This is a genomic window from Streptomyces sp. NPDC094448 (assembly GCF_044763775.1).
Lineage (GTDB): Bacteria > Actinomycetota > Actinomycetes > Streptomycetales > Streptomycetaceae > Streptomyces.
Map to the genome: position 1 here is coordinate 266593 of NZ_JBIWGU010000009.1, position 19852 is coordinate 286444.

General features: G+C 71.7%; 17 protein-coding genes. 8 read left to right on the top strand and 9 right to left on the bottom strand.

Annotation, left to right across the window (positions count from 1 at the left end; genetic code table 11):
• The first annotated feature begins 38 nt into the window (after positions 1–38).
• Positions 39–1436, top strand: a complete 1398-nt coding sequence (locus ACIQ9E_RS19605; RefSeq protein ID WP_403708623.1) for a cysteine desulfurase/sulfurtransferase TusA family protein — start codon at positions 39–41, stop codon at positions 1434–1436.
• Between the two features lie 265 nt (positions 1437–1701).
• Here ACIQ9E_RS19605 and ACIQ9E_RS19610 read toward each other — a convergent pair whose 3' ends face one another.
• Positions 1702–2673 (bottom strand): carbohydrate kinase family protein, encoded by a 972-nt coding sequence (locus tag ACIQ9E_RS19610; RefSeq protein ID WP_403708625.1) that lies wholly within the window; start codon positions 2671–2673, stop codon positions 1702–1704.
• Positions 2674–2802: 129 nt separating this feature from the next.
• On the opposite strand from ACIQ9E_RS19610, the gene ACIQ9E_RS19615 reads away from it, so the two are divergent.
• Both ACIQ9E_RS19615 and ACIQ9E_RS19620 read left to right on the top strand, forming a co-directional pair.
• On the top strand, positions 2803–3003 hold the full coding sequence (locus ACIQ9E_RS19615; protein ID WP_403708627.1) for a hypothetical protein: 201 nt from the start codon (positions 2803–2805) through the stop codon (positions 3001–3003).
• 121 nt (positions 3004–3124) lie between these two features.
• Positions 3125–4657: a hypothetical protein gene (locus tag ACIQ9E_RS19620; protein ID WP_403708629.1), complete on the top strand. Its 1533-nt coding sequence runs from the start codon at positions 3125–3127 to the stop codon at positions 4655–4657.
• Between the two features lie 149 nt (positions 4658–4806).
• Here the strand turns inward: ACIQ9E_RS19620 and ACIQ9E_RS19625 are convergent, their stop codons facing one another.
• Positions 4807–5163 (bottom strand): iron-sulfur cluster assembly accessory protein, encoded by a 357-nt coding sequence (locus tag ACIQ9E_RS19625; RefSeq protein ID WP_006349715.1) that lies wholly within the window; start codon positions 5161–5163, stop codon positions 4807–4809.
• Positions 5164–5476: 313 nt separating this feature from the next.
• On the opposite strand from ACIQ9E_RS19625, the gene nadA reads away from it, so the two are divergent.
• Complete coding sequence (nadA, locus tag ACIQ9E_RS19630) at positions 5477–6682, top strand: quinolinate synthase NadA (RefSeq protein ID WP_403708631.1); 1206 nt, start codon at positions 5477–5479, stop codon at positions 6680–6682.
• Between the two features lie 24 nt (positions 6683–6706).
• Here nadA and ACIQ9E_RS19635 read toward each other — a convergent pair whose 3' ends face one another.
• The 6 genes from ACIQ9E_RS19635 to ACIQ9E_RS19660 all read right to left on the bottom strand — a co-directional run bounded on the left by ACIQ9E_RS19635 (position 6707) and on the right by ACIQ9E_RS19660 (position 14451).
• A complete protein-coding gene (locus ACIQ9E_RS19635; RefSeq protein ID WP_006349713.1) occupies positions 6707–7384 on the bottom strand; it encodes an alpha/beta fold hydrolase in 678 nt (225 codons plus the stop codon).
• A gap of 251 nt (positions 7385–7635) precedes the next feature.
• Positions 7636–10767 (bottom strand): efflux RND transporter permease subunit, encoded by a 3132-nt coding sequence (locus tag ACIQ9E_RS19640; protein WP_403708633.1) that lies wholly within the window; start codon positions 10765–10767, stop codon positions 7636–7638.
• Between the two features lie 166 nt (positions 10768–10933).
• Entirely contained in the window at positions 10934–11614 is a 681-nt protein-coding gene (locus ACIQ9E_RS19645; RefSeq protein WP_403708635.1) for a response regulator, read from the bottom strand.
• The gene (locus ACIQ9E_RS19650; protein WP_403708637.1) at positions 11611–12963 is read right to left on the bottom strand and encodes a sensor histidine kinase; all 1353 of its coding nucleotides are present in this window, start codon (positions 12961–12963) and stop codon (positions 11611–11613) included. Before ACIQ9E_RS19650 ends, ACIQ9E_RS19645 begins: the two co-directional genes overlap by 4 nt.
• 249 nt (positions 12964–13212) lie before the next feature.
• Complete coding sequence (locus tag ACIQ9E_RS19655; protein WP_403708639.1) at positions 13213–13491, bottom strand: hypothetical protein; 279 nt, start codon at positions 13489–13491, stop codon at positions 13213–13215.
• Between the two features lie 189 nt (positions 13492–13680).
• On the bottom strand, positions 13681–14451 hold the full coding sequence (locus ACIQ9E_RS19660; RefSeq protein WP_403708641.1) for a PspA/IM30 family protein: 771 nt from the start codon (positions 14449–14451) through the stop codon (positions 13681–13683).
• A 387-nt stretch (positions 14452–14838) separates the two neighbouring features.
• On the opposite strand from ACIQ9E_RS19660, the gene ACIQ9E_RS19665 reads away from it, so the two are divergent.
• The 4 genes from ACIQ9E_RS19665 to ACIQ9E_RS19680 all read left to right on the top strand — a co-directional run bounded on the left by ACIQ9E_RS19665 (position 14839) and on the right by ACIQ9E_RS19680 (position 19535).
• Complete coding sequence (locus ACIQ9E_RS19665) at positions 14839–15435, top strand: DUF3043 domain-containing protein (protein ID WP_403708643.1); 597 nt, start codon at positions 14839–14841, stop codon at positions 15433–15435.
• A gap of 119 nt (positions 15436–15554) precedes the next feature.
• The gene (locus ACIQ9E_RS19670; protein WP_403708645.1) at positions 15555–16355 is read left to right on the top strand and encodes a class I SAM-dependent methyltransferase; all 801 of its coding nucleotides are present in this window, start codon (positions 15555–15557) and stop codon (positions 16353–16355) included.
• A 111-nt stretch (positions 16356–16466) separates the two neighbouring features.
• Entirely contained in the window at positions 16467–18404 is a 1938-nt protein-coding gene (locus ACIQ9E_RS19675) for an ABC transporter ATP-binding protein (protein ID WP_403708647.1), read from the top strand.
• Positions 18405–18455: 51 nt separating this feature from the next.
• Complete coding sequence (locus tag ACIQ9E_RS19680) at positions 18456–19535, top strand: S1C family serine protease (RefSeq protein WP_403708649.1); 1080 nt, start codon at positions 18456–18458, stop codon at positions 19533–19535.
• 25 nt (positions 19536–19560) lie between these two features.
• Here the strand turns inward: ACIQ9E_RS19680 and ACIQ9E_RS19685 are convergent, their stop codons facing one another.
• Positions 19561–19767, bottom strand: coding sequence for a hypothetical protein (locus tag ACIQ9E_RS19685; RefSeq protein WP_403708651.1), 207 nt, complete (start codon positions 19765–19767; stop codon positions 19561–19563).
• Positions 19768–19852: the final 85 nt, after the last annotated feature.

A 19852-nucleotide genomic window follows, 5' to 3' on the forward strand; every position in this document is an offset into this window, starting at 1 on the left:
CGCCCGCCCGGAGTTCGGCGGGGCGTTACGTTGAGGACGTGCCCTACTTCGACGCCGCTTCCTCCGCTCCGCTGCACCCCGTGGCCCGGCAGGCCCTGCTGGCCGCCCTCGACGAGGGGTGGGCCGACCCGGCCCGCCTCTACCGGGAGGGGCGGCGCGCCCGCCTGCTGCTGGATGCGGCGCGGGAGGCGGCGGCGGAGGCGGTGGGCTGCCGCCCGGACGAACTCATCTTCACTCCTTCGGGGACGCGCGCGGTTCACCTCGGGGTGTCGGGGGCGGCTTCGGCACGCCGGCGGGCGGGCGGCCGGGTGGTCGTCTCGGCGGTCGAACACTCCTCGGTTCTGCATGCGGCGGACCGGTTCGCCCTGACGGAGGTGCCGGTGGACCGGCTCGGCCGGGTGTCGGCGGCCGCGTTCGCCGGGGCGCTGGGGCCGGATCCGTCCGGGGAGGGGGCGGCGCTGGCGTGTCTCCAGTCGGCCAATCACGAGACGGGGACGGAGCAGCCGGTGGCGGAGGTCGCCGAGGTGTGCCGGGAGGCGGGGGTGCCGCTGCTGGTGGACGCCGCCCAGTCGCTGGCGTGGGGACCGGTCGACGGGGGCTGGTCGCTGCTGGCCGGGAGCGCGCACAAGTGGGGCGGCCCGGCGGGGGTGGGGCTGCTCGCGGTCCGCAAGGGGGTCAGGTTCGCCCCGCAGGAGCCGGCGGACGAGCGGGAGTCGGGCCGGTCCGCGGGGTTCGAGAACCTTCCGGCGATCGTGGCCGCGGCGGCGTCCCTGCGGGCGGTGCGCGCCGAGGCCGCGGGTGAGGCGGCCGGGCTGCGGGCGATGGTGGACCGGATCAGGACCCGGCTCCCGGAGCTGGTGCCCGATGTGGAGGTGGTGGGGGATCCGGTGCGGCGGCTGCCGCATATCGTCACCTTCTCCTGTCTGTACGTCGACGGGGAGACGCTCCTGCACGAGCTGGACCGGGCGGGGTTCTCGGTGTCCTCGGGCTCGTCGTGCACATCGAGCACGCTGACGCCGAGCCATGTGCTGCGGGCGATGGGGGTGCTGAGCGAGGGCAATGTCCGGGTGTCCCTGCCGATGGGTACGGCGGCGGCGGACGTGGACCGCTTCCTCGCGGTCCTCCCGGAACTCGTGTCGACGGTCCGCGCCCGGATCGGCGCCCCGGCCGGGCCTGCGGCCGAGCCGGAGGCGGAGGCCGGGGAGCCCGGGGAGCCCTTGGTGCTCGACACGCTCGGCAGGCGCTGCCCGATTCCGGTGATCGAACTGGCGAAGCTGCTCCCCCGGGTCCCGGTCGGCACCACGATCACCGTCCTCTCGGACGACGAGGCGGCCCGTCTGGACATTCCCGCGTGGTGCGAGATGCGGGGGCAGGAGTACGCGGGCGAGCAGCCGGCGGAACGGGGTACGGCGTACCTGGTCCGCCGGGTGTCCTGACGGACGGTTCGCGGCGGGGTGCGTCCCGGGGGCCCGGGACCCCGGGCCGGGCCTCCTCGGGGAGAGCCCGGCCCGGAGTGGATGCCCCAGGGGGATGGCGCGACCGCCGCTCAGGGCCCGCCAGGACTCCGGGGTCGGCGAGTGAGCCGAAAGGGTGCGTCGAGGTCCGGAAGGAGAACGCGCGCAGATCGCGAGGAACGAGTGATCGAGCACGATCGGCTGAAGACCGCGGCCAAAGCCCCCGGAGGCGAACCGGGCCCGAAGACTAGAGGTACTTGTGGACCTCGGTGGCGGCCTCGTCTCCGTAGGCCTTGGCGAAACGCTCCATGAAGTGTGCGCGGCGCAGCGTGTACTCCTGGGTGCCGAGGGTTTCGATCACCAGGGTGGCGAGCATGCAGCCGATCTGGGCGGCGCGCTCCAGGCCGACGCCCCAGGACAGGCCGGAGAGGAAGCCCGCGCGGAAGGCGTCGCCGACGCCGGTGGGGTCGACCTTCGCGGTCTCCTGGGCGCAGCCGACCTCGATGGGGTCTTCCCCAACGCGTTCGATCCGGACGCCCCGGGAGCCGAGGGTGGTGACGCGGTGGCCGACCCGGTCGAGGATTTCTCCGTCGGTCCAGCCCGTCTTGTTCTCGATGAGCCCCTTCTCGTACTCGTTGGAGAAGAGGTACGTCGCGCCGTCGAGCAGTATCCGGATCTCGTCGCCGCTCATCCGGGCGATCTGCTGGGAGAAGTCGGCGGCGAAGGCGATACCGCGGGAGCGGCATTCCTCGGTGTGGCGGAGCATCGCCTCGGGGTCGTCGGCGCCGATCAGGACGAGGTCGAGGCCGCCGACGCGGTCGGCGACGGACTTCAGCTCGATGAGCCGGGCCTCGCTCATGGCACCGGTGTAGAAGGAGCCGATCTGGTTGTGGTCGGCGTCGGTGGTGCAGACGAATCGCGCGGTGTGCAGGACCTCGGAGATCCGGACGGAGCCGGTGTCGACTCCGTGGCGGTCGAGCCAGGCACGGTACTCGCCGAAGTCGGCGCCGGCCGCGCCGACCAGGACGGGCTCGGTGCCGAGCTGTCCCATGCCGAAACAGATGTTCGCGCCGACGCCTCCTCGGCGCACATTGAGGGTGTCGACCAGGAAGGAAAGGGAGACCGTGTGGAGCTGTTCGGCGACCAGCTGGTCGGCGAAGCGACCGGGGAAGGTCATCAGATGGTCGGTGGCGATGGAGCCGGTGACTGCGATTCGCACGGCGTATGCGCTCCTGGGACGCGGGGATATGACGCTTAACGCTACCCGGTCGCACCAGGTGACCAAAGACCATAAACTACCCCATAGTAGATGCTTTCCTCCCGACTCTTGGGTGCATACGGTGCGCTGATGACGAACTCCGGCCACTCTCCGGCCTCTCGCGATCCGGAATTCACCCTTGCCCAGTTGCGCGGCGACTGCGTCCGGATGGCCCCGCACTGGACGGTTCCCGCGGCCGTCGCGGACGCGCCGGTGTCGCCCTCGCGGATTCAGGGCGTCGTGGTGCCCGCGGCTTCGGTGCGTCTGGTGCAGGGGATGACCGACGGCTGATCCCGCGGCTGCCTCCGCGTCCCGGAGCACGGGGGGGTCGGGAACCGTACCCGCCCTGCTTCCGTCCCATCCCCGAGCCCCGGACGGGGATCTCGGGGAGAACGGCGGCAGGGAGTATGCGGTGAGCGGTGTACGGAGCACGGACGACGAACGCGCACGCAGGCGGTTCCCCCTGGTCGCGTCCGTCGTCGCGGCGGTGCTGGTGGCGGGTGGCGGCGGGGTCTGGCTGGCCTCGTCGGCGGGCGGGGACGGCGGGCGGGGTCCGGCCGGCGGGAGCGGTGCCGGCGGGGAACTGCCGAAGCTCCCGGTGTCCCCGGTGCTCTCGCCGGCGGAGCGGATCGCCCCGGGTGAACCGCATCCGGCGGGCGGAGTCCTGGAGAGGCGCCCGGGGGCCGGTTTCCCGGATGCGCCGGACTCGGCCCCGGTCCACCGGGCCCACGACGGGCCGAAGGCGGCGGACGTGGCCGCGGCGGCCGGGGCCCTCGGGCTCGCGGGTCCGGTCCGGTCGGGCGCGGGCGGGTGGCGGGCGGGACCGGACGCCGACGGTACGGGCGCGGTGCTGCAGGTCTCGGCCCGGCCGCCGGGCGCCTGGTCGTACGGCGCGCACGCGGGCACGGCCGAGACCGACAACTGTGCGGAGAAGGCCGAATTCTGCTCGGGCCCCTATGTTCCACCGGGTCCGGCGAGGGCACCGGGGCAGCCGGCCGCGCAGCCGGTGACCGAGTCCGTCGCGCGGCAGGCGGCGGCGCCGGTACTGAAGGCGCTCGGGCTGGCCGATGCGGTGGTCGACGCCCGCCGGACGGCCGGGCCGACCCGGATCGTGACGGCGGATCCGCTGCTCGGGGGCGTCCGGACCCGGAACTACGCGACGGTGCTCCACATCGGGCCCGACGGGTGGATCATGCAGGCGAACGGGTTTCTTTCGGTGCCCGTGAAGGGGAAGGCCTATCCGCTGATCACGGCCGACCGGGCGCTGAAGGACGCGAATGCGGCGGCGCTCGGCGGATACGGCGGCGGCCTGAGCGGGCCGCCCGCCTGTGCCACGGCGGTACCGCTGGACGGGGCGGCCGATCGCGGAGCCCGTACGGAGCCGGACCCGGCGAACTGCGGTCCGGCCCGGCCGGCGGGCGCCCGGCTCCCGGTGACCGGTGCCGTCCTCGGGCTGACCGCGGTGCACGGCACCGAGCGGGTGACCTTCGTTCCGGCGTGGCTGTTCTCGGTGGCGCCCGACGGCGGCAAGGGCGCCGGGTACACGGTCGCGCAGCCCGCGGTGGAGCCGCGTTATCTGGACCGGGGCGGGGAGACCACCCCCGGCGGAAAGGTTTCGCCGACGGCTCCGGCCCCGTCGCCCGACGCCCCGAAGCCGCCGACGGCTCCGACGACGGCCCCCGGGGGCAGTGCGGTGGACTCGTACCGGGTGGACGGGCGGACGCTGATCCTGACCTTCTACGGCGGGGTGTGCGAGACATACCGCGCGACGGCCGAGGAGAGCAGCGGGACGGTCCGGGTGACCGTGAAGGGGACATGGCGGGACCCGGGGAAGGCGTGCATCGCGATAGCCAAGGAGCAGACGGCGAAGGCCGTCCTGACCGGGCCGCTGGGCGACCGGAAGGTCGTGGACGCGTCGACGGGGACGGCGGTACGGCGCGGCTGACCCGGGAAGGGGGCCGGGACCGATGGACCGGTGGCGGCCGGGAGCGGCCGTACGGATCCGTGGAAACGCACGAGGCGGTGGCCCCTGTCCGGGGCCACCGCCTCGTACCGTCCCCGCACCGGCGGCCGTCCGGCCCGGTGCGGGAACGGTCAGTTGAAGGAATCGCCGCAGGCGCAGGAGCCCGTGGCGTTCGGGTTGTCGATGGTGAAGCCCTGCTTCTCGATGGTGTCGACGAAGTCGATGGACGCACCGCCCAGGTAGGGAGCGCTCATCCGGTCGGTCACGACCTTCACACCGTCGAAGTCCTTGACGACGTCGCCGTCGAGGGAACGCTCGTCGAAGAAGAGCTGGTAGCGCAGGCCGGAGCAGCCGCCGGGCTGGACCGCGACGCGCAGCGCCAGATCGTCACGGCCCTCCTGGTCGAGCAGGGCCTTCACCTTGGCCGCGGCGGCGTCGGACAGGAGGATGCCGTCGCTCACGGTCTGGGTCTCGTCCGATACGGACATCTGCTTCATCACTCCCGGGATGGGCTCTCCCCACCGAGGCAGGGCGAGGTACGGAGACTGCTTGCCGACACTGCAACAGGCACGGCCGCGGATTCATTCCGGACTGTCGCCACCTGTCGCTATCCGTCGTTCCCCTTCATGCTCGCACACCGCCCCGGGGGTGACGGGCGGACGGCCGGGGCGGACCGGCGGCCGCCCGGGTCGGATCGGGAGGTGCGTCACATTGACGCTATCGAGATCGTCAAAGTGACACGAAGTGGTTATCATAGATAACGTCAAACAGACGAAAAGGCCTGATCGCAGAGAGAAAGGTGTGTGGGACGTGACCACCACCCCCACGGGTACGGAGCCGCGGAAGGCCGCGCTCGACGTGGCGCCCACGCCGCTCGCGCTGCTGCTGCTCGGCCGGGAGGCCGATCCGAGGAGTGAGCGCGGCGTCGAGTGCCCCGGCGATCTGCCGTCCCCGTCGGATCCGGACCTGGTGGAACGGGCCCGTGCCGCGAAGGCGAAGCTCGGCGACCGCGTCTTCGTGCTGGGCCACCACTACCAGCGCGACGAGGTCATCCAGTTCGCCGATGTCACCGGCGACTCCTTCAAGCTGGCCCGCGACGCCGCCGCCCGCCCGGAGGCCGAGTACATCGTCTTCTGCGGCGTCCACTTCATGGCGGAGTCCGCGGACATCCTGACCTCCGACGACCAGAAGGTGGTCCTGCCGGATCTGGCCGCCGGGTGCTCGATGGCCGATATGGCGACGGCCGAGCAGGTCGCCGAGTGCTGGGACGTGCTGACCGAGGCCGGGATAGCCGGGCAGGTCGTCCCCGTGTCGTATATGAACTCGTCGGCGGACATCAAGGCGTTCACCGGCCGGCACGGCGGCACGATCTGCACCTCGTCCAATGCGCAGCGGGCCCTGGAGTGGGCGTTCGAACAGGGGGAGAAGGTGCTGTTCCTCCCCGACCAGCACCTCGGGCGGAACACCGCCGTCCGCGATCTGGGGATGTCCCTCGACGACTGTGTGGTCTACAACCCGCACAAGCCGGACGGCGGGCTCACCGCGGAGCAGCTGCGCTCGGCGAAGATGATCCTGTGGCGCGGCCACTGCTCGGTGCACGGACGGTTCTCGCTGGAGTCCGTCGAGGACGTACGGAACCGGATCCCCGGCGTCAATGTGCTGGTGCACCCCGAGTGCAAGCACGAGGTGGTGGCCGCGGCGGACTACGTCGGCTCCACGGAGTACATCATCAAGACCCTGGACGCGGCCCCGGCCGGGTCGAAGTGGGCGATCGGGACCGAGCTGAACCTGGTCCGCCGGGTGGCGAACGCCCATCCGGACAAGGAGGTCGTCTTCCTCGACCGTACGGTCTGCTTCTGCTCCACCATGAACCGGATCGACCTGCCGCATCTGGTCTGGACGCTGGAGTCGCTGGCGGAGGGCACGCTGGTGAACCGGATCAGGGTCGACGAGGAGACCGAGCATTACGCGAAGCTGGCGCTGGAGCGGATGCTCGCCCTGCCGTAGCCGGATCCCGTCCGGCGGACGGTGTCAGCCGCAGATCCAGTCGGTGAGCTGCTCCGGCCGGGCGAGCGCGATCAGATGCCCTCCCGGCAGGGGTTCGACCGGGACGCCCAGCCGTTCCGCGACCACCTTCCGCTGGAACTCCAGCGGGAAGAAGCGGTCGTCCCGGCCCTGGAGAAAGCGGGTGGGGACGTCCGGCCAGGCGTCCAGGGGCCAGGGGTCGGCGAAGAGCGCCTCGGAGGGCCCGCCGGGCGGGCCGATCGCCAGCGCCTCGTCGGCGATCTCCGGGGGCACGTCGTGGAAGAAGTCGACCAGCGGGTCGAAGGGCGCTTCCGGGTCCCGGCCGTCCCGGAGCGCCGCGATCCGGCGGGCCTCCGGATGCCCGGTGCCAGCCCACCACTCCCCCGCGCTCTCGCCGGGCGCCGGGACCATCGCGTTGACCAGGATCAGCTTCTCGACCGGGATCCGTCCGCAGAGCAGCGGCGCGACGAACCCGGCGAGCGACTGGGCCACGACGACCAGCCGCCCGGACGCGGCGTCGAGCTGTTCGATCACCGCGTCCGTGTAGTCGGCCAGCCCCGCGGTGTTGTCCTCGGGCAGATCGACGGCGACGGCCTCATGCCCGCGGGCGCGCAGCTCCGGTACGACGCGGTGCCAGTACCAGGCGCGGCCGTCGGCGCCGGGGATGAGTACGTACTCCGTCATCCCCACATCGTGCCGCACCCATGAGTGATTTGTGCGCTTTAACCCCTTTTAGGGTGCCGTGGCTTCTTTGCGGATGCCGTGACTTCGGAAAGACGTCCGGTACCGCCGGGGGGCGGGAACGGCCGGAGCCCGCTCACGGTGTGCGAGCGGGCTCCGGCCGGCGGGCGCGGCGCCCCGGCGCGCCGGGGCGGTGGAGCCGCCGGCGGGCCGGGCCGATCATTTCCGGCGGCTACCGGCCCACCGGGAACGGGCTACGCCTTCTGCAGCGTCAGCTCCTCCCCCGCCGAGTCGGGCGGCGTCGGGCCGTCGTCCTGCTCGGCCCGCTTGGCCGCCTTCTTGGCCGCGCGGCGCTCCTTGCGCAGTTCCACCATGGTGTACAGGGTCGGGACCAGCAGCAGCGTCAGCAGGGTCGAGGAGAGCAGCCCGCCGATCACCACGACCGCCAGCGGTTTGGCGATGAAGCCGCCCTCGCCGGTGATCCCGAGGGCCATCGGCAGCAGGGCGAAGATCGTGGCCAGGGCGGTCATCAGGATCGGGCGGAGCCGGTGCCGGCCGCCCTCGATGACCGACTCGACCACACCGTAACCCTGCCTGCGGTACTGGTTGATCAGGTCGATCAGCACGATCGCATTGGTGACCACGATGCCGATCAGCATCAGCATGCCGATCAGTGCGGGTACGCCCATCGGGGTGTTCGTGGCCAGCAGCAGTCCGATCGCACCGGTCGCCGCGAACGGGATGGAGACCAGCAGGATCAGCGGCTGTACCAGCGAGCGGAAGGTGGCGACCAGCAGCATGAACACGATCGCGACCGCCGCGAGCATGGCGAGGGCGAGGGAGGCGAAGGCCTCGTCCTGGTCCTCGGCGACCCCGCCGATGGAGGCGGTGGCACCCTCGGGCAGGTCCAGGTCCTTGACCTTCGTCTGGAGGTCGGAGCTGACCGCTCCGGTGTTGTCACCGGTCGGCTTGGCGCTGATGGTGGCGGCGCGGGCACCGTCGATGCGGGTCATCGACACCGGGGCGGGCGCCAGTTTCACGTCCGCGATATCGCCCAGCTTCACCGAGCCGAGCGGCAGTGCCTGCAGTTCGGCCATGGTCTTGGCGGGCCTGGCCGAGGTGATCACGACATCGCGTTCGGTGTTGTTCAGGACCGCCTTGGCGGCCGGAGTGCCCCGGACGGCCTGGAGCACCGCCGCGCCGAGCGTGGCATCGCTGAACCCGGCCGCGGCCGCGTTGGCCTTGGCGGTGACGGAGATCCGCGGAATGGACTGGGCCAGGTCGCTCTGGACGTCGGTGACGTCCTTCATCCCGGCGACCTCCTTGCGGACCAGCTCGGACGCGGTCTTCAGGGTCGCGGCGTCGGAAGCCTTGACGACGACGCTCAGATCCTGGCTGCCGAAGCCGTCACCGGCCGAGATGGTGGTCTCACCGATGTCCTTGAGCTTCGCCAGCTCGTCGTCGATCCGGTCGCGGACCTTGTCGAAGTCGGAGGCGTCCTTCAGGGTCATCTGATACGAGGCCTGGTTGGCGCCCGTACTGCCGCCGAAGGCCGCCATCCAGCCGGCGGAACCGACGGTGACCTGGTAGTTCTCCAGCTCGTCGATGCCGGAGAGTACCTGCTCGACCTTCTTGGAAGCGGCGTCGGCGGCCTCCAGGCTGGTACCGGGCGGCAGCTCCTGGCGGACCGCCATGACCTCCTGTTCGCCCTCGTCGAAGAAGTTCGTCTTCAGCAGCCCGGCCATGCCGAAGGTGCCGAAGAGAACGACCAGGGCCAGCACCACACTGGTGATCCGGCGCCGGGTGGCGAAGTGCAGGACCGGCAGGTACGACCGCTGGAGCTTGCTGCGCTCCTCCTTCTCCTCCGCGATCCGCCGGGCCTGTTCCTGGCCGAGACCCCGCACGTCCTTGGGGGCGCGCAGGAACCAGAACGACAGCACGGGGACGACGGTGAGGGAGACCAGCAGCGAGGCGAGCAGAGCCGCGGTGATGGTCAGCGAGAAGGAGCCGAACAGCTCGCCGATCATGCCCCCGGCGAAGCCGATGGGCAGGAAGACGGCGACGGTGGTCAGGGTGGAGGAGGTGACCGCGCCCGCGACCTCCTTCACCGCGTTGATGATCGCGCTCTCCCGCTCCTCGCCGTACCCGAGGTGGCGTTTGATGTTCTCCAGCACCACGATCGAGTCGTCGACGACCCGGCCGATGGCGATGGTCAGCGCACCGAGGGTGAGCATGTTCAGGGAGAGGTCGCGGGTCCACAGGACGATCAGCGCCAGCACCACGGAGAGCGGGATGGAGACCGCGGTCACCAGGGTGGAGCGCAGGGACGCCAGGAAGACCAGGATCACGATCACGGCGAACACCAGGCCGAGCGCGCCTTCGGTGGTCAGACCGGAGATCGCCTTGGAGACCGCCGGGCCCTGGTCGGAGACGACCGTGACCTCGGATCCGGCGCCCAGATCCTTGCGCAGGCCGGGCAGCTTGTCCTTGACCGCGTCGGAGATGGCGACGGCACTGCCGTCCTTGTCCATGTTCGCGTAGACCGCGAGGCTGGGCTTTCCGTTGGTACGGGTGATGGAGACCGTCGCCGCCGGGGTCTGCGCCACCGTCGCCAGGTCGCCGAGGCGGACGGGCGCACCCCCGGAGCGCGGGATCCGCAGCTCCTGGATCTGCTGGAGGCCCGTGTATCCGGCGCCCACCTGGACGGTTCGGCTCTTGCCGTCCTCGCTGAAGGAACCGGCCGGCATGGTGGCGCCGCCCGCCTGCAGGGCCGCGGCGAGCGCCGCGTTGTTCAGGCCCGCGGCGGAGAGCCTGGCCGGGTCCGGGGTGACGGAGACCTGGACGTCGCGCACACCGGCGATGGTGATCTGGCCGGTGCCCTCGATGTCCTCCAGCGCCGGGACGACGACCCGCTCCAGCTGGTCGGCGAGCGCCTGCTCGTCCTTGGTGGAGGAGCTGACGGCGAGGACGACGGCCGGGATGTCGTCGGTGGAACCGGCGATGACCTCGGGCTCGACATCCTGCGGCAGCTGGGCCCTGGCCCGGTTCACGGCCTGCTGGACATCGGCGACGAGCTGCTTGGTGCCCTCGCCGTACTCGAAGCTGGCCATGATCACGGCGTTGCCCTCGCTCGCCGTGGAGGTGATGCCCTTGATGCCGTCGACCGCCTCGATGGAGTTCTCCAGCGGTTCGACGACCTGCTTCTCCACCATGTCCGGGGAGGCACCCTCGTAGGGGGCGAGCACCGACACCACCGGCAGTGAGATGGATGGCAGTAACTGCTGTTTGATCTGAGGTATCGCAATCGCCCCGAAGACGAGTGCGATGATGGACATCAACCCGACCAAAGCGCGTTGTTTCAGGCTGAAGCTGGACAGCCAGGACATAACCGGTTCGACTCTCCTTCGGGGGCTGGTGTTCCGGGCTGAGTCCCGGGACGGCCGGGCACAACGGCCCGCTTATACGATCAGGCACCCCTCAGGGCGGACCCGTCGCCCCCAAGTCCCGTTCTTTATCTCGCGCATACCGCAGGTGGAGTACGCGGCTCCCGCACTAGTCAACCCTTGGGCGGACCAGCCCCGACTCATAGGCGATGACGACGAGTTGGGCCCGGTCACGGGCGCCCAGTTTGGCCATGGCGCGATTCACATGGGTCTTCACGGTCAGCGGGCTGACGGCGAGCCGTTCGGCTATCTCGTCGTTGGAGTGGCCGCCCGCGACCAGGACGAGGACCTCCCGCTCCCGTCCGGTGAGCGCGTCGAGCCGGTCGGAGTAGGGTTCGGCGGCGTCCTCGTCCGGGCCGCCCTGGGCGAGGAACCTGGCGATCAGCCCCTTGGTGGCGACCGGTGACAGCAGCGCCTCCCCGGCGGCGGCGATCCGGATGGCGCTGAGGAGTTCATCGGGCTCGGCACCCTTGCCGAGGAAGCCGGAGGCTCCGGCGCGCAGCGACCTGACCACGTACTCGTCCACCTCGAAGGTGGTCAGCATGACCACCCGTACCCGGTCCAGTTCGGGATCGGCACTGATCAGCCGGGTCGCGGCCAGGCCGTCCATACCGGGCATCCGGATATCCATCAGGACCACGTCCGGCTTCTCGGCGCGGGCGAGTTCGACGGCCTCCGCGCCGTCCGCCGCCTCTCCGACGACGGTCATATCCGGTTCGGAGTCCACCAGGACCCGGAACGCGCTGCGCAGCAGCGTCTGATCGTCGACCAGCAAGACCCGGATGATCATGTGTCCTCCCCCGAACGCGCGGTGAGGGGCAGTATCGCCTGGACCCGGAAGCCGCCTCCGTAGCGGGGGCCGGTGGTCAGCCTGCCCCCGAGCGCGGAGACCCGTTCCCGCATGCCGAGGAGTCCGTGGCCGGTGCCGCCGATCCCGTGCGGCGGGCCGCCCGCGGCGGCGACCGCGGCGGGGGCCGGGGTGCCCGGGGCTCTTGCGGCGTCCCCGGAGCCGGGCCGGGGCACGTCGGGGCCGGGGTCCGGGGGCCCGGTCCTCGCATCCGGCATCCGGCCGGCAAGCCCGTTGTCGAGCACCGTGACCTCCAGTGTCGGGCCCACCCGGATCACGCTGACCTCGGCCCGTGCGTCCGGCCCCGCGTGCTTGCGGACATTGGTCAGGGCTTCCTGGATGATCCGGTACGCGGCCAGATCGACGGCCGCCGGACGTCGCACGCCCTCGTCGGCGCGGGCCACCTCCACCGGCAGGCCGGCCTGCCGGAAGGTGGTGACCAGTTCGTCGAGGACATCGAGTCCGGGCGCCGGTTCGGTGGGGGCCTCCGGGTCGCCGGACTGCCGCAGCAGTCCGACGGTGGCCCGCAGTTCGTTCAGGGCCGAGCGGCTGGCCTCCCGGACATGCCCCAGCGCCTCCTTCGCCTGGTCCGGGCGGCGGTCCATGACATGGGCGGCAACGCCCGCCTGCACATTGACCAGGGCGATGTGATGGGCGACTACATCGTGCAGATCCCGGGCGATCCGCAGCCGCTCCTCGGCGACCCGGCGGCGGGCCTCCTCCTCGCGGGTGCGTTCGGCCCGTTCGGCCCGCTCCTTGATGGCCTCGACGACATCGCGGCGGCTGCGGACCGCGTCCCCCGCGGCGGCCGCCATACCGGTCCAGGCGAAGATGCCGAGGTTCTCCTGCGTGTACCAGGGGGTGCTGCCGAAGAACATGGCGGTGCCGGTGAGGGCGGTCATCGTCAGCAGGCCCGCCCGCCAGGTGGTGGCCCGGCCGGTGCGGGAGGCGACGGTGAAGAGGGCTATGACGGCGGCCATGGCGACGGGCGCGGGCCGGTTGCCGTAGAGGAGTTCGGCCGCCGTCAGGACGGAGGTGAAGGCGAGGACCGCCATCGGGTTCCGGCGGCGGTGCACCAGCGCGGCGGCGGCCAGGGTCATCAGGACCAGGCTGCGCTCGTCGGGGGTGCGGACCCGGAACCGCGGACCGTGCTCCCCGTATCCGTACGGCTCGGCGAACGAGCCCACGACCATACAGAGGAAAACGGTGCTCGCGAGGGCTCCGTCGAGCGCCATGGGGTGCTCGCGCAGCCAGCACCGGGTCCGGTCGAAACCGTCGGCGAGGGTCGTCACGTCAAGCAACGGTACGGTGTGCCGCCCGCCGGAACGCCCGAACGGGCCTATGGACTGCGCCACGCGGGGACGCGGTGGCACCACCGGCGCGCGACGGGTGAACGCACGCGCCCACCGGGGGGTGACCCGGTGGGCGCGGTGTGCTGTGCCGGAGTGTCGGAGTGGGTACGCGGCGGAGCCGTACCGGACGGGCCCCGGAGATACCGGCCTCCGGGGCATCGGCCCCGGAGCAGGAGCGCGGGCCCGAGGTCAGCCGGGGATGAAGCCCCAGTCGCCGAACAGCTCGCGGACCTCCTCCAGAGTGGCCCCGGGGGCGGGGAGGATCAGCTCGGAGGGTTCCAGCACATCGTCCGGGAGGGGCTCGCCCAGTTCCCGGACCCGGGTGAGCAGTGCGGTGAAGGTACGGCGGAAACCGTCCTCGTCGTCCGCCTCCAGCTCGGCGAGGAGTTCGTCGTCGAGCCTGTTCAGTTCGGCGAAGTGGCTGTCCGCCAGCCTCACCTGGCCCTCCCCCATGATCCGTACGATCATGACGAGCCCTCACTTCCCGGTGTGCCGGCCGGTTCGGCACCGGTCCGGGTCTCCCCGGAGCGGTGCCTCCCGCCGTCCTTGCGGTCCGTAGTGTTCGGTTCCCCGGGTCGGTACCCGGTGCTCGGTGCTGTCGGTGCTGTCGGTGCCGGCGGGATGCCGGTCCGGGGGCGGCCGGGTGGCCGGTCGGGGTCAGTGCTTGTTGAAGTCGGGACGGCTCGGGCCGTCCTGTGCCGAGCCGCCTTCGATGGCCTGCTGGCCGGTGCTGCTGCCGCCGGCCAGCTCCGCCTTCATCCGCTGCAGCTCCAGCTCGACATCGGTCCCGCCGGCGATCCGGTCCAGCTCGGCGGCGATATCGTCCTTCGCCATCCCGGTCGGATCGTCGAGCGCGCCCGAGGCGAGCAGCTCGTCGATGGCCCCGGCGCGGGCCTGGAGCTGGGCGGTCTTGTCCTCGGCCCGCTGGATGGCCAGGCCGACGTCGCCCATCTCCTCGGAGATGCCGGTGAACGCCTCACCGATCCGGGTCTGGGCCTGCGCCGCGGTGTAGGTGGCCTTGATGGTCTCCTTCTTGGTACGGAAGGCGTCGACCTTGGCCTGGAGCCGCTGAGCGGCGAGGGTGAGCTTCTCCTCCTCGCCCTGGAGCGTGCTGTGCTGGGTCTCCAGGTCGCTGACCTGCTGCTGGAGGGCGGCACGCCGGGACAGCGCCTCACGGGCCAGGTCCTCCCGGCCGAGCGCCAGCGCCTTGCGGCCCTGGTCCTCCAGCTTGGCGGACTGGCCCTGCAACTGGTTGAGCTGGAGCTCCAGGCGCTTACGGGAGGTCGCGACGTCCGCGACTCCACGGCGCACCTTCTGGAGCAGCTCCAGCTGCTTCTGATACGAGTAATCAAGGGTCTCGCGCGGGTCCTCGGCCCGGTCAAGGGCCTTGTTCGCCTTCGCGCGGAAGATCATCCCCATACGCTTCATGACACCGCTCATGGGCTTCGCGCGCCCCCTTCTGACGGACTACAGCTCCAGCACTCCAACAGAACCCACAGTACGGGCCCTGCCTCCATTACCGCACTGTTCGAGCGCGGATGCGCTCCTCCCCAAGGACGACTGCGCACGGCGTCCGATCCGGCGCAAGGAGTAGACGAGCGTCAGGGTCGCCGCCCCGGCGGGGTTCTCCCGGGCGTTCTGCACCCACTCCTCGGCATCGGTGCACCACCGCCCGTGCCCGCGCGGGCACGGGCCGCAGAGGCCGTCCCGGTGCCGATTTCGGTGCAGCCTCCCTTCAGTACACACGTACGGTGTTGCCGTTTCGTTCCCATCCGGCGTTGGGTCCCTGCGAACGACCCCGTACCCTTGGTTTTTGTGTTCCGTAGCCGCGCCAAGACAGAGAAGGCCCCCGCCGAGCAGTTGACGGCGGCCGACTCCCAGCAGACCCGCGATCCGCAGGCCCCGAAGGGCCGCCCGACTCCGAAGCGGAGCGAGGCCCAGAGCCAGCGCCGCCGTGCCGCCACACAGCCGCGCGACCGCAAGGCGGCGATGAAGCAGGCCCGGGAGACCCGGCGGACAGAGCTGGCGCGCCAGCGCGAAGCTCTGGCCAATGGTGACGAGCGGTATCTGCCCGCCCGTGACAAGGGCCCGGTCCGCCGCTTCGTCCGCGATTTTGTGGACTCCCGCTTCTGCATCGCGGAATTCTTCCTGCCGATGGCGGTAATCATTCTCGTCCTGAGCATGATCCGCGTCGGCCAGCTCCAGACCATCTCGCTGCTGCTCTGGCTCGGCGTGATCGTCATGATCATCATCGACTCGGTGGGTCTGTCGATCCGGCTGAAGAAGCAGCTCAACGAGCGCTTCCCGAACGAGTCCAAGCGCGGCGCCGTCGCCTACGGTCTGATGCGGACTCTCCAGATGCGCCGGCTGCGTCTGCCGAAGCCGCAGGTCAAGCGCGGAGAGCGGCCCTGAGCGGTCAGTCGCCCGGCGCCGGAGCGCCGGGCGGACCGGCGTTCGCCGGTCCCGGCTCCGAGCTGCCCGAAACCGCTTTCCCCGGTGGCTCCGCGCCCGAAGCCGCACTCGCGACCGCTGTGGCACCCGGACCCCCCGGGCCGGGCCCGGCCCCCGGGGCGGTACGGGAACTCCTCCGCGAGGAGCTGCTCTCCCGTCAGCTCGACGAGCAGATCGTCGCCCGCTACCCGGTGGGCCGACGGCTGCGGATCCTCGATGTCGGCATGGGGCGCGGCCTCCAGGCCCTGCGGCTGGCCCGGGCCGGGCACGCGATCACCGGGCTGGAGTCCGGTCCCGAACTCCTGACGGCCGCCCGGGAGGCCCTGGCCGCCGAGCCCGCCGGAATCCAGGAACGGGTCCGGCTCATCGAGGGCGACGGCCGTGAGACCGGGGCCCACTTCGCGCCCGGCAGCTTCGATGTGGTGCTCTGCCACGGGGTGCTGATGAGTTCCCCGGAGCCCGACGCCGTGCTCGCGGGCCTCGCCCGGGTGCTGGCGCCGGGCGGGCTGCTCTCCCTCGTCGTACGGAACGCGGATGCGCTCGCCTTCGGCCCCGGGCTGGCCGGGGACTGGGCGGGGGCGCTGTCGGCACTGGACCCGGACACCACCGCCTTCACCGACGAGCGGACCGGCCGGGCCCTGCGGGCCGACCGGCTGGACGCGCTCACCGCCACCCTCGCGGGAATCGCCGCACCGCTGCACGTCTGGTACGGCGTGCAGGTCTTCAGCGAATGGGCCGACGACGCGAAGCTCCCGGTGGTCGCGGAAGGCGCCCACGCGCCCGGCCTCGAACGGCTGCTGGCCGCGGAGGACCGGGCCGGGCGGACCGATCCGTACCGGCGCACGGCGGCCCTGCTGCACCTCTGCGGCGTACGCGGCTGACCCCGGCCGGATCCGGGGCCGCGGGCCCACCCCGGCCGCCGGCCCCGGCCTTCACCGGTGATTCCCGGTCCGCGGTCAGGCAACCGCCGGGGATTCTGCGTCACCGGTCACGTGAGCACCACCGACACCACCCGAAATGACGACACCCCCCGGTCTTCGACGACTGACGACATCCGTTCCGGCAGCGCGCCGCGGCTGACCGCCGGAGAGACCTGGCGTGCGCTGTACGGCCACTTCCGGCCGCACCGCTGGGCCGTCGTGCTCGGCGCGCTCTGCGCGCTGGCCGGGGCCGCCGCCGGGCTCGCCCAGCCACTGGCCGCGAAATCGCTGGTGGACCGGCTGGGCGGCGACGACGCGATCGGCGGAGTGCTGATCCTGCTGACGGCGCTGGTACTGGTCGGTACCGCGATCGACGCGGTGGGGGCGTACGTCCTCGACCGCACCGCCGAATCGGTGGTGCTGGCCGCCCGCCGCACCCTGATCGGCCGGCTGCTGCGGCTGAGGCTGCCGGAGGTGGAGCGGACCCAGCCGGGCGATCTGATGTCCCGGGTCACCTCGGACACCACCCTGCTGAAGGCGGTCACCACCCGCTCCGTGGTCGCGGCGATCAGCGGCGGAGTGACCTTCGTGGCCACGATCGTCCTGATGGGCCTGCTGGACGTGGTGCTGCTCGGCGTCACCCTGGCGGTGATCGTGCTGATCGGCGGGGCCGTCGCCATGGTCATGCCGCAGATCTCCAAGGCGGCGAAGAAGTCCCAGGAGGCGGTCGGGGAGATCTCCACGGTGCTGGAGCGGGCCTTCGGCGCGTTCCGGACCATCAAGGCCTCCGGCGCGGAGGAGCGCGAGACCGAGGTGGTCGACCGGGCGGCGGTACGGGCCTGGAAGTACGGCGTACGGTCGTCGAAGTGGGAGGCCGTGGCCTTCACGTCGATCGGGCTCGCCGTCCAGGTTTCGTTCCTGGCGGTGCTGGGCGTCGGCGGGGCGCGGGTGGCGTCCGGGGAGATCGCGGTCTCCACGCTGGTGGCGTTCCTGCTCTTCCTCTTCTATCTGATCGAACCCGTGACCTCACTGGTGGACGCGGCGACGCAGTACCAGATCGGGGCGGCGGCGATCGCCCGGATCGTGGAGGCCGAACGGCTGGAGACCGAGGACCCGGGAGCGGCGAAGGGCACGTTCGGGGCGGTGGACCGGGCGGCGGCGGTCGAGTTCGACGACGTCCGCTTCCGCTACCGCGCGGAGCTGCCGTACGTCCACCACGGTGTCTCCTTCACCGTGCCGGGCGCCGGGATGACCGCCTTCGTCGGCCCTTCCGGCGCGGGCAAGACCACCGTCTTCGGACTGATCGAACGCTTCTACGAGGCCGCCGGCGGCCGGATCCTGATCGACGGACGCGACGTCCGGGAGTGGCCGCTGGCCGAGCTGCGGGCGTCCATCGGCTATGTGGAGCAGGACGCACCCGTACTCTCGGGCACCCTGCGCGAGAACCTCGTCTTCGCGGCCCCGGACGCCGGCGACGACGCCGTCCGGGAGGTCCTGGTCCGGGCCCGGCTCGACGGGCTCGTGGACCGGCTGCCGGACGGTCTGGACACCCTCGTCGGCCACCGCGGCTCCCAACTCTCCGGCGGGGAGCGCCAGCGGGTCGCGATCGCGCGGGCGCTGCTGCGCCGCCCCCGGCTGCTCCTGCTCGACGAGGCCACCTCGCAGCTCGACGCGGTCAACGAGATGGCGCTGCGGGACGTCGTCGCGGATGTGGCGCGGGAGGTGACGGTGCTGGTCGTGGCGCACCGGCTGTCGACGGTGACGCTGGCGGACCGGATCGTGGTGATGGACGCGGGCCGGGTCCGGGCCGTGGGCACGCACGAGGAGCTGGTGGAGCGCGATCCGCTGTACGGGGAGCTGGCGGCCACCCAGTTCCTGGCGTCCGCCCCGATGGTGGCGGAACCCCGTAGAGGGGCAGCCGCGACCGACCCGGCGAACCCGGCGGACCCGGCCGACGCTGCGGACAGGGCCGACCCGGCCGACGCTGCGGCCGGGGTACGGGCCACCTGATCGGAGGCGTACAACAGGCCGTAGGGGGCGGGTCCCGGGGAGACTCCGAACATGGACGACGCACCCCGCACCCGCCCGCCCGTACGCCGCTCCCTGCTCGCGCTGACCGCCGCGATATCCCTGATCGCCCTCGTCGCGGGCTGCGGGGACGAGCCCGCGCCCGGGGCGGTACCGGCCGGTTCGACCCGGGCGGCCGCCCCGAAGGCCGTCAACGACCTCCAGACCGACTACGAGACCGTGATCCGGAACGTCCTGCCGTCGGTCGTCCAGATCGAAACCGGCGACAGCCTGGGCTCCGGCGTCGTCTACGACACCCGCGGCCATGTGATCACCAATGCCCATGTCATCGACTCGGGCAAGACCTTCCAGGTCACCATCGCCACCGGCGAGGAGCCGATCCCCGCGAAACTGGTCTCCGCCTATCCGGAACAGGATCTCGCCGTCCTCCGGCTGGACCGGGTCCCCACCGGTCTGAAGCCGGCGACCCTGGGCGACAGCAGCAAGGTGGAGGTCGGGCAGATCGTCCTCGCCATGGGCTCGCCCCTGGGCCTGTCCGGCAGTGTCACCCAGGGCATCGTCTCGGCCGTCGGCCGGACCGTGACCGAAAGCTCGTCCGGCGGCGGTACGGGCGCCACCATCGGCAACATGGTGCAGACGTCCGCCGCGATCAACCCCGGCAACAGCGGCGGGGCGCTGGTCAATCTGAACAGCGAGGTCATCGGCATCCCCACCCTGGCCGCTACCGACCCCGACCTCGGCAACAGCGCGGCGCCCGGGATCGGCTTCGCCATCCCCTCGTCCATGGTCAGAACCGTCGCCGACCAGATCATCAAGGACGGGCGGGTCACCGACTCGGGCCGGGCGGCGCTCGGCATCACGGCGCGGACCGTACTCGACGACAACTACCAGCCCGCGGGCACGGCCATCGTCGAGGTCGAGAAGGGGGGCCCGGCGGACAAGGCGGGACTGCGGCCGAACGACATCATCACCAAGATCGGCCCCGTACCGATCACCACGATCACCTCGCTGGCGGAGGCGCTGGCGTCCGAGAGCCCCGGCGACAAGGTCGCCGTGGTCTATACGAGGGCCGGGGAGCGCGGAACAGCGCAGGTCACGCTCGGCGAGGTCTGAGCCGCGCCCCCCTTTCACCCGTCGGCTACTCGGGCGCGTCCAGGCTCATCGGGCCGTAGATCACCGTCGAGTCCTCCAGCAGGACGACCTGATCGGCGCCTCCGGCCCGCAGCGCCTTCCAGTGCTCACCGAGCCACGATTCGGCGTCCCCCTGGGTGGTGAACTCCTCGGGTTCCACCGCGGGCGGGACCTGCTCGCCTTCGGACTTCTCGAACCGCCACGTCCATGCCATGTCCGCCTCCGGAGGGCTGTAGGTGATCTCCGTCCTGCCCGCAGCGTATCCGGGCGCGCAACGGCGCCGGGGACACGGGAGGATC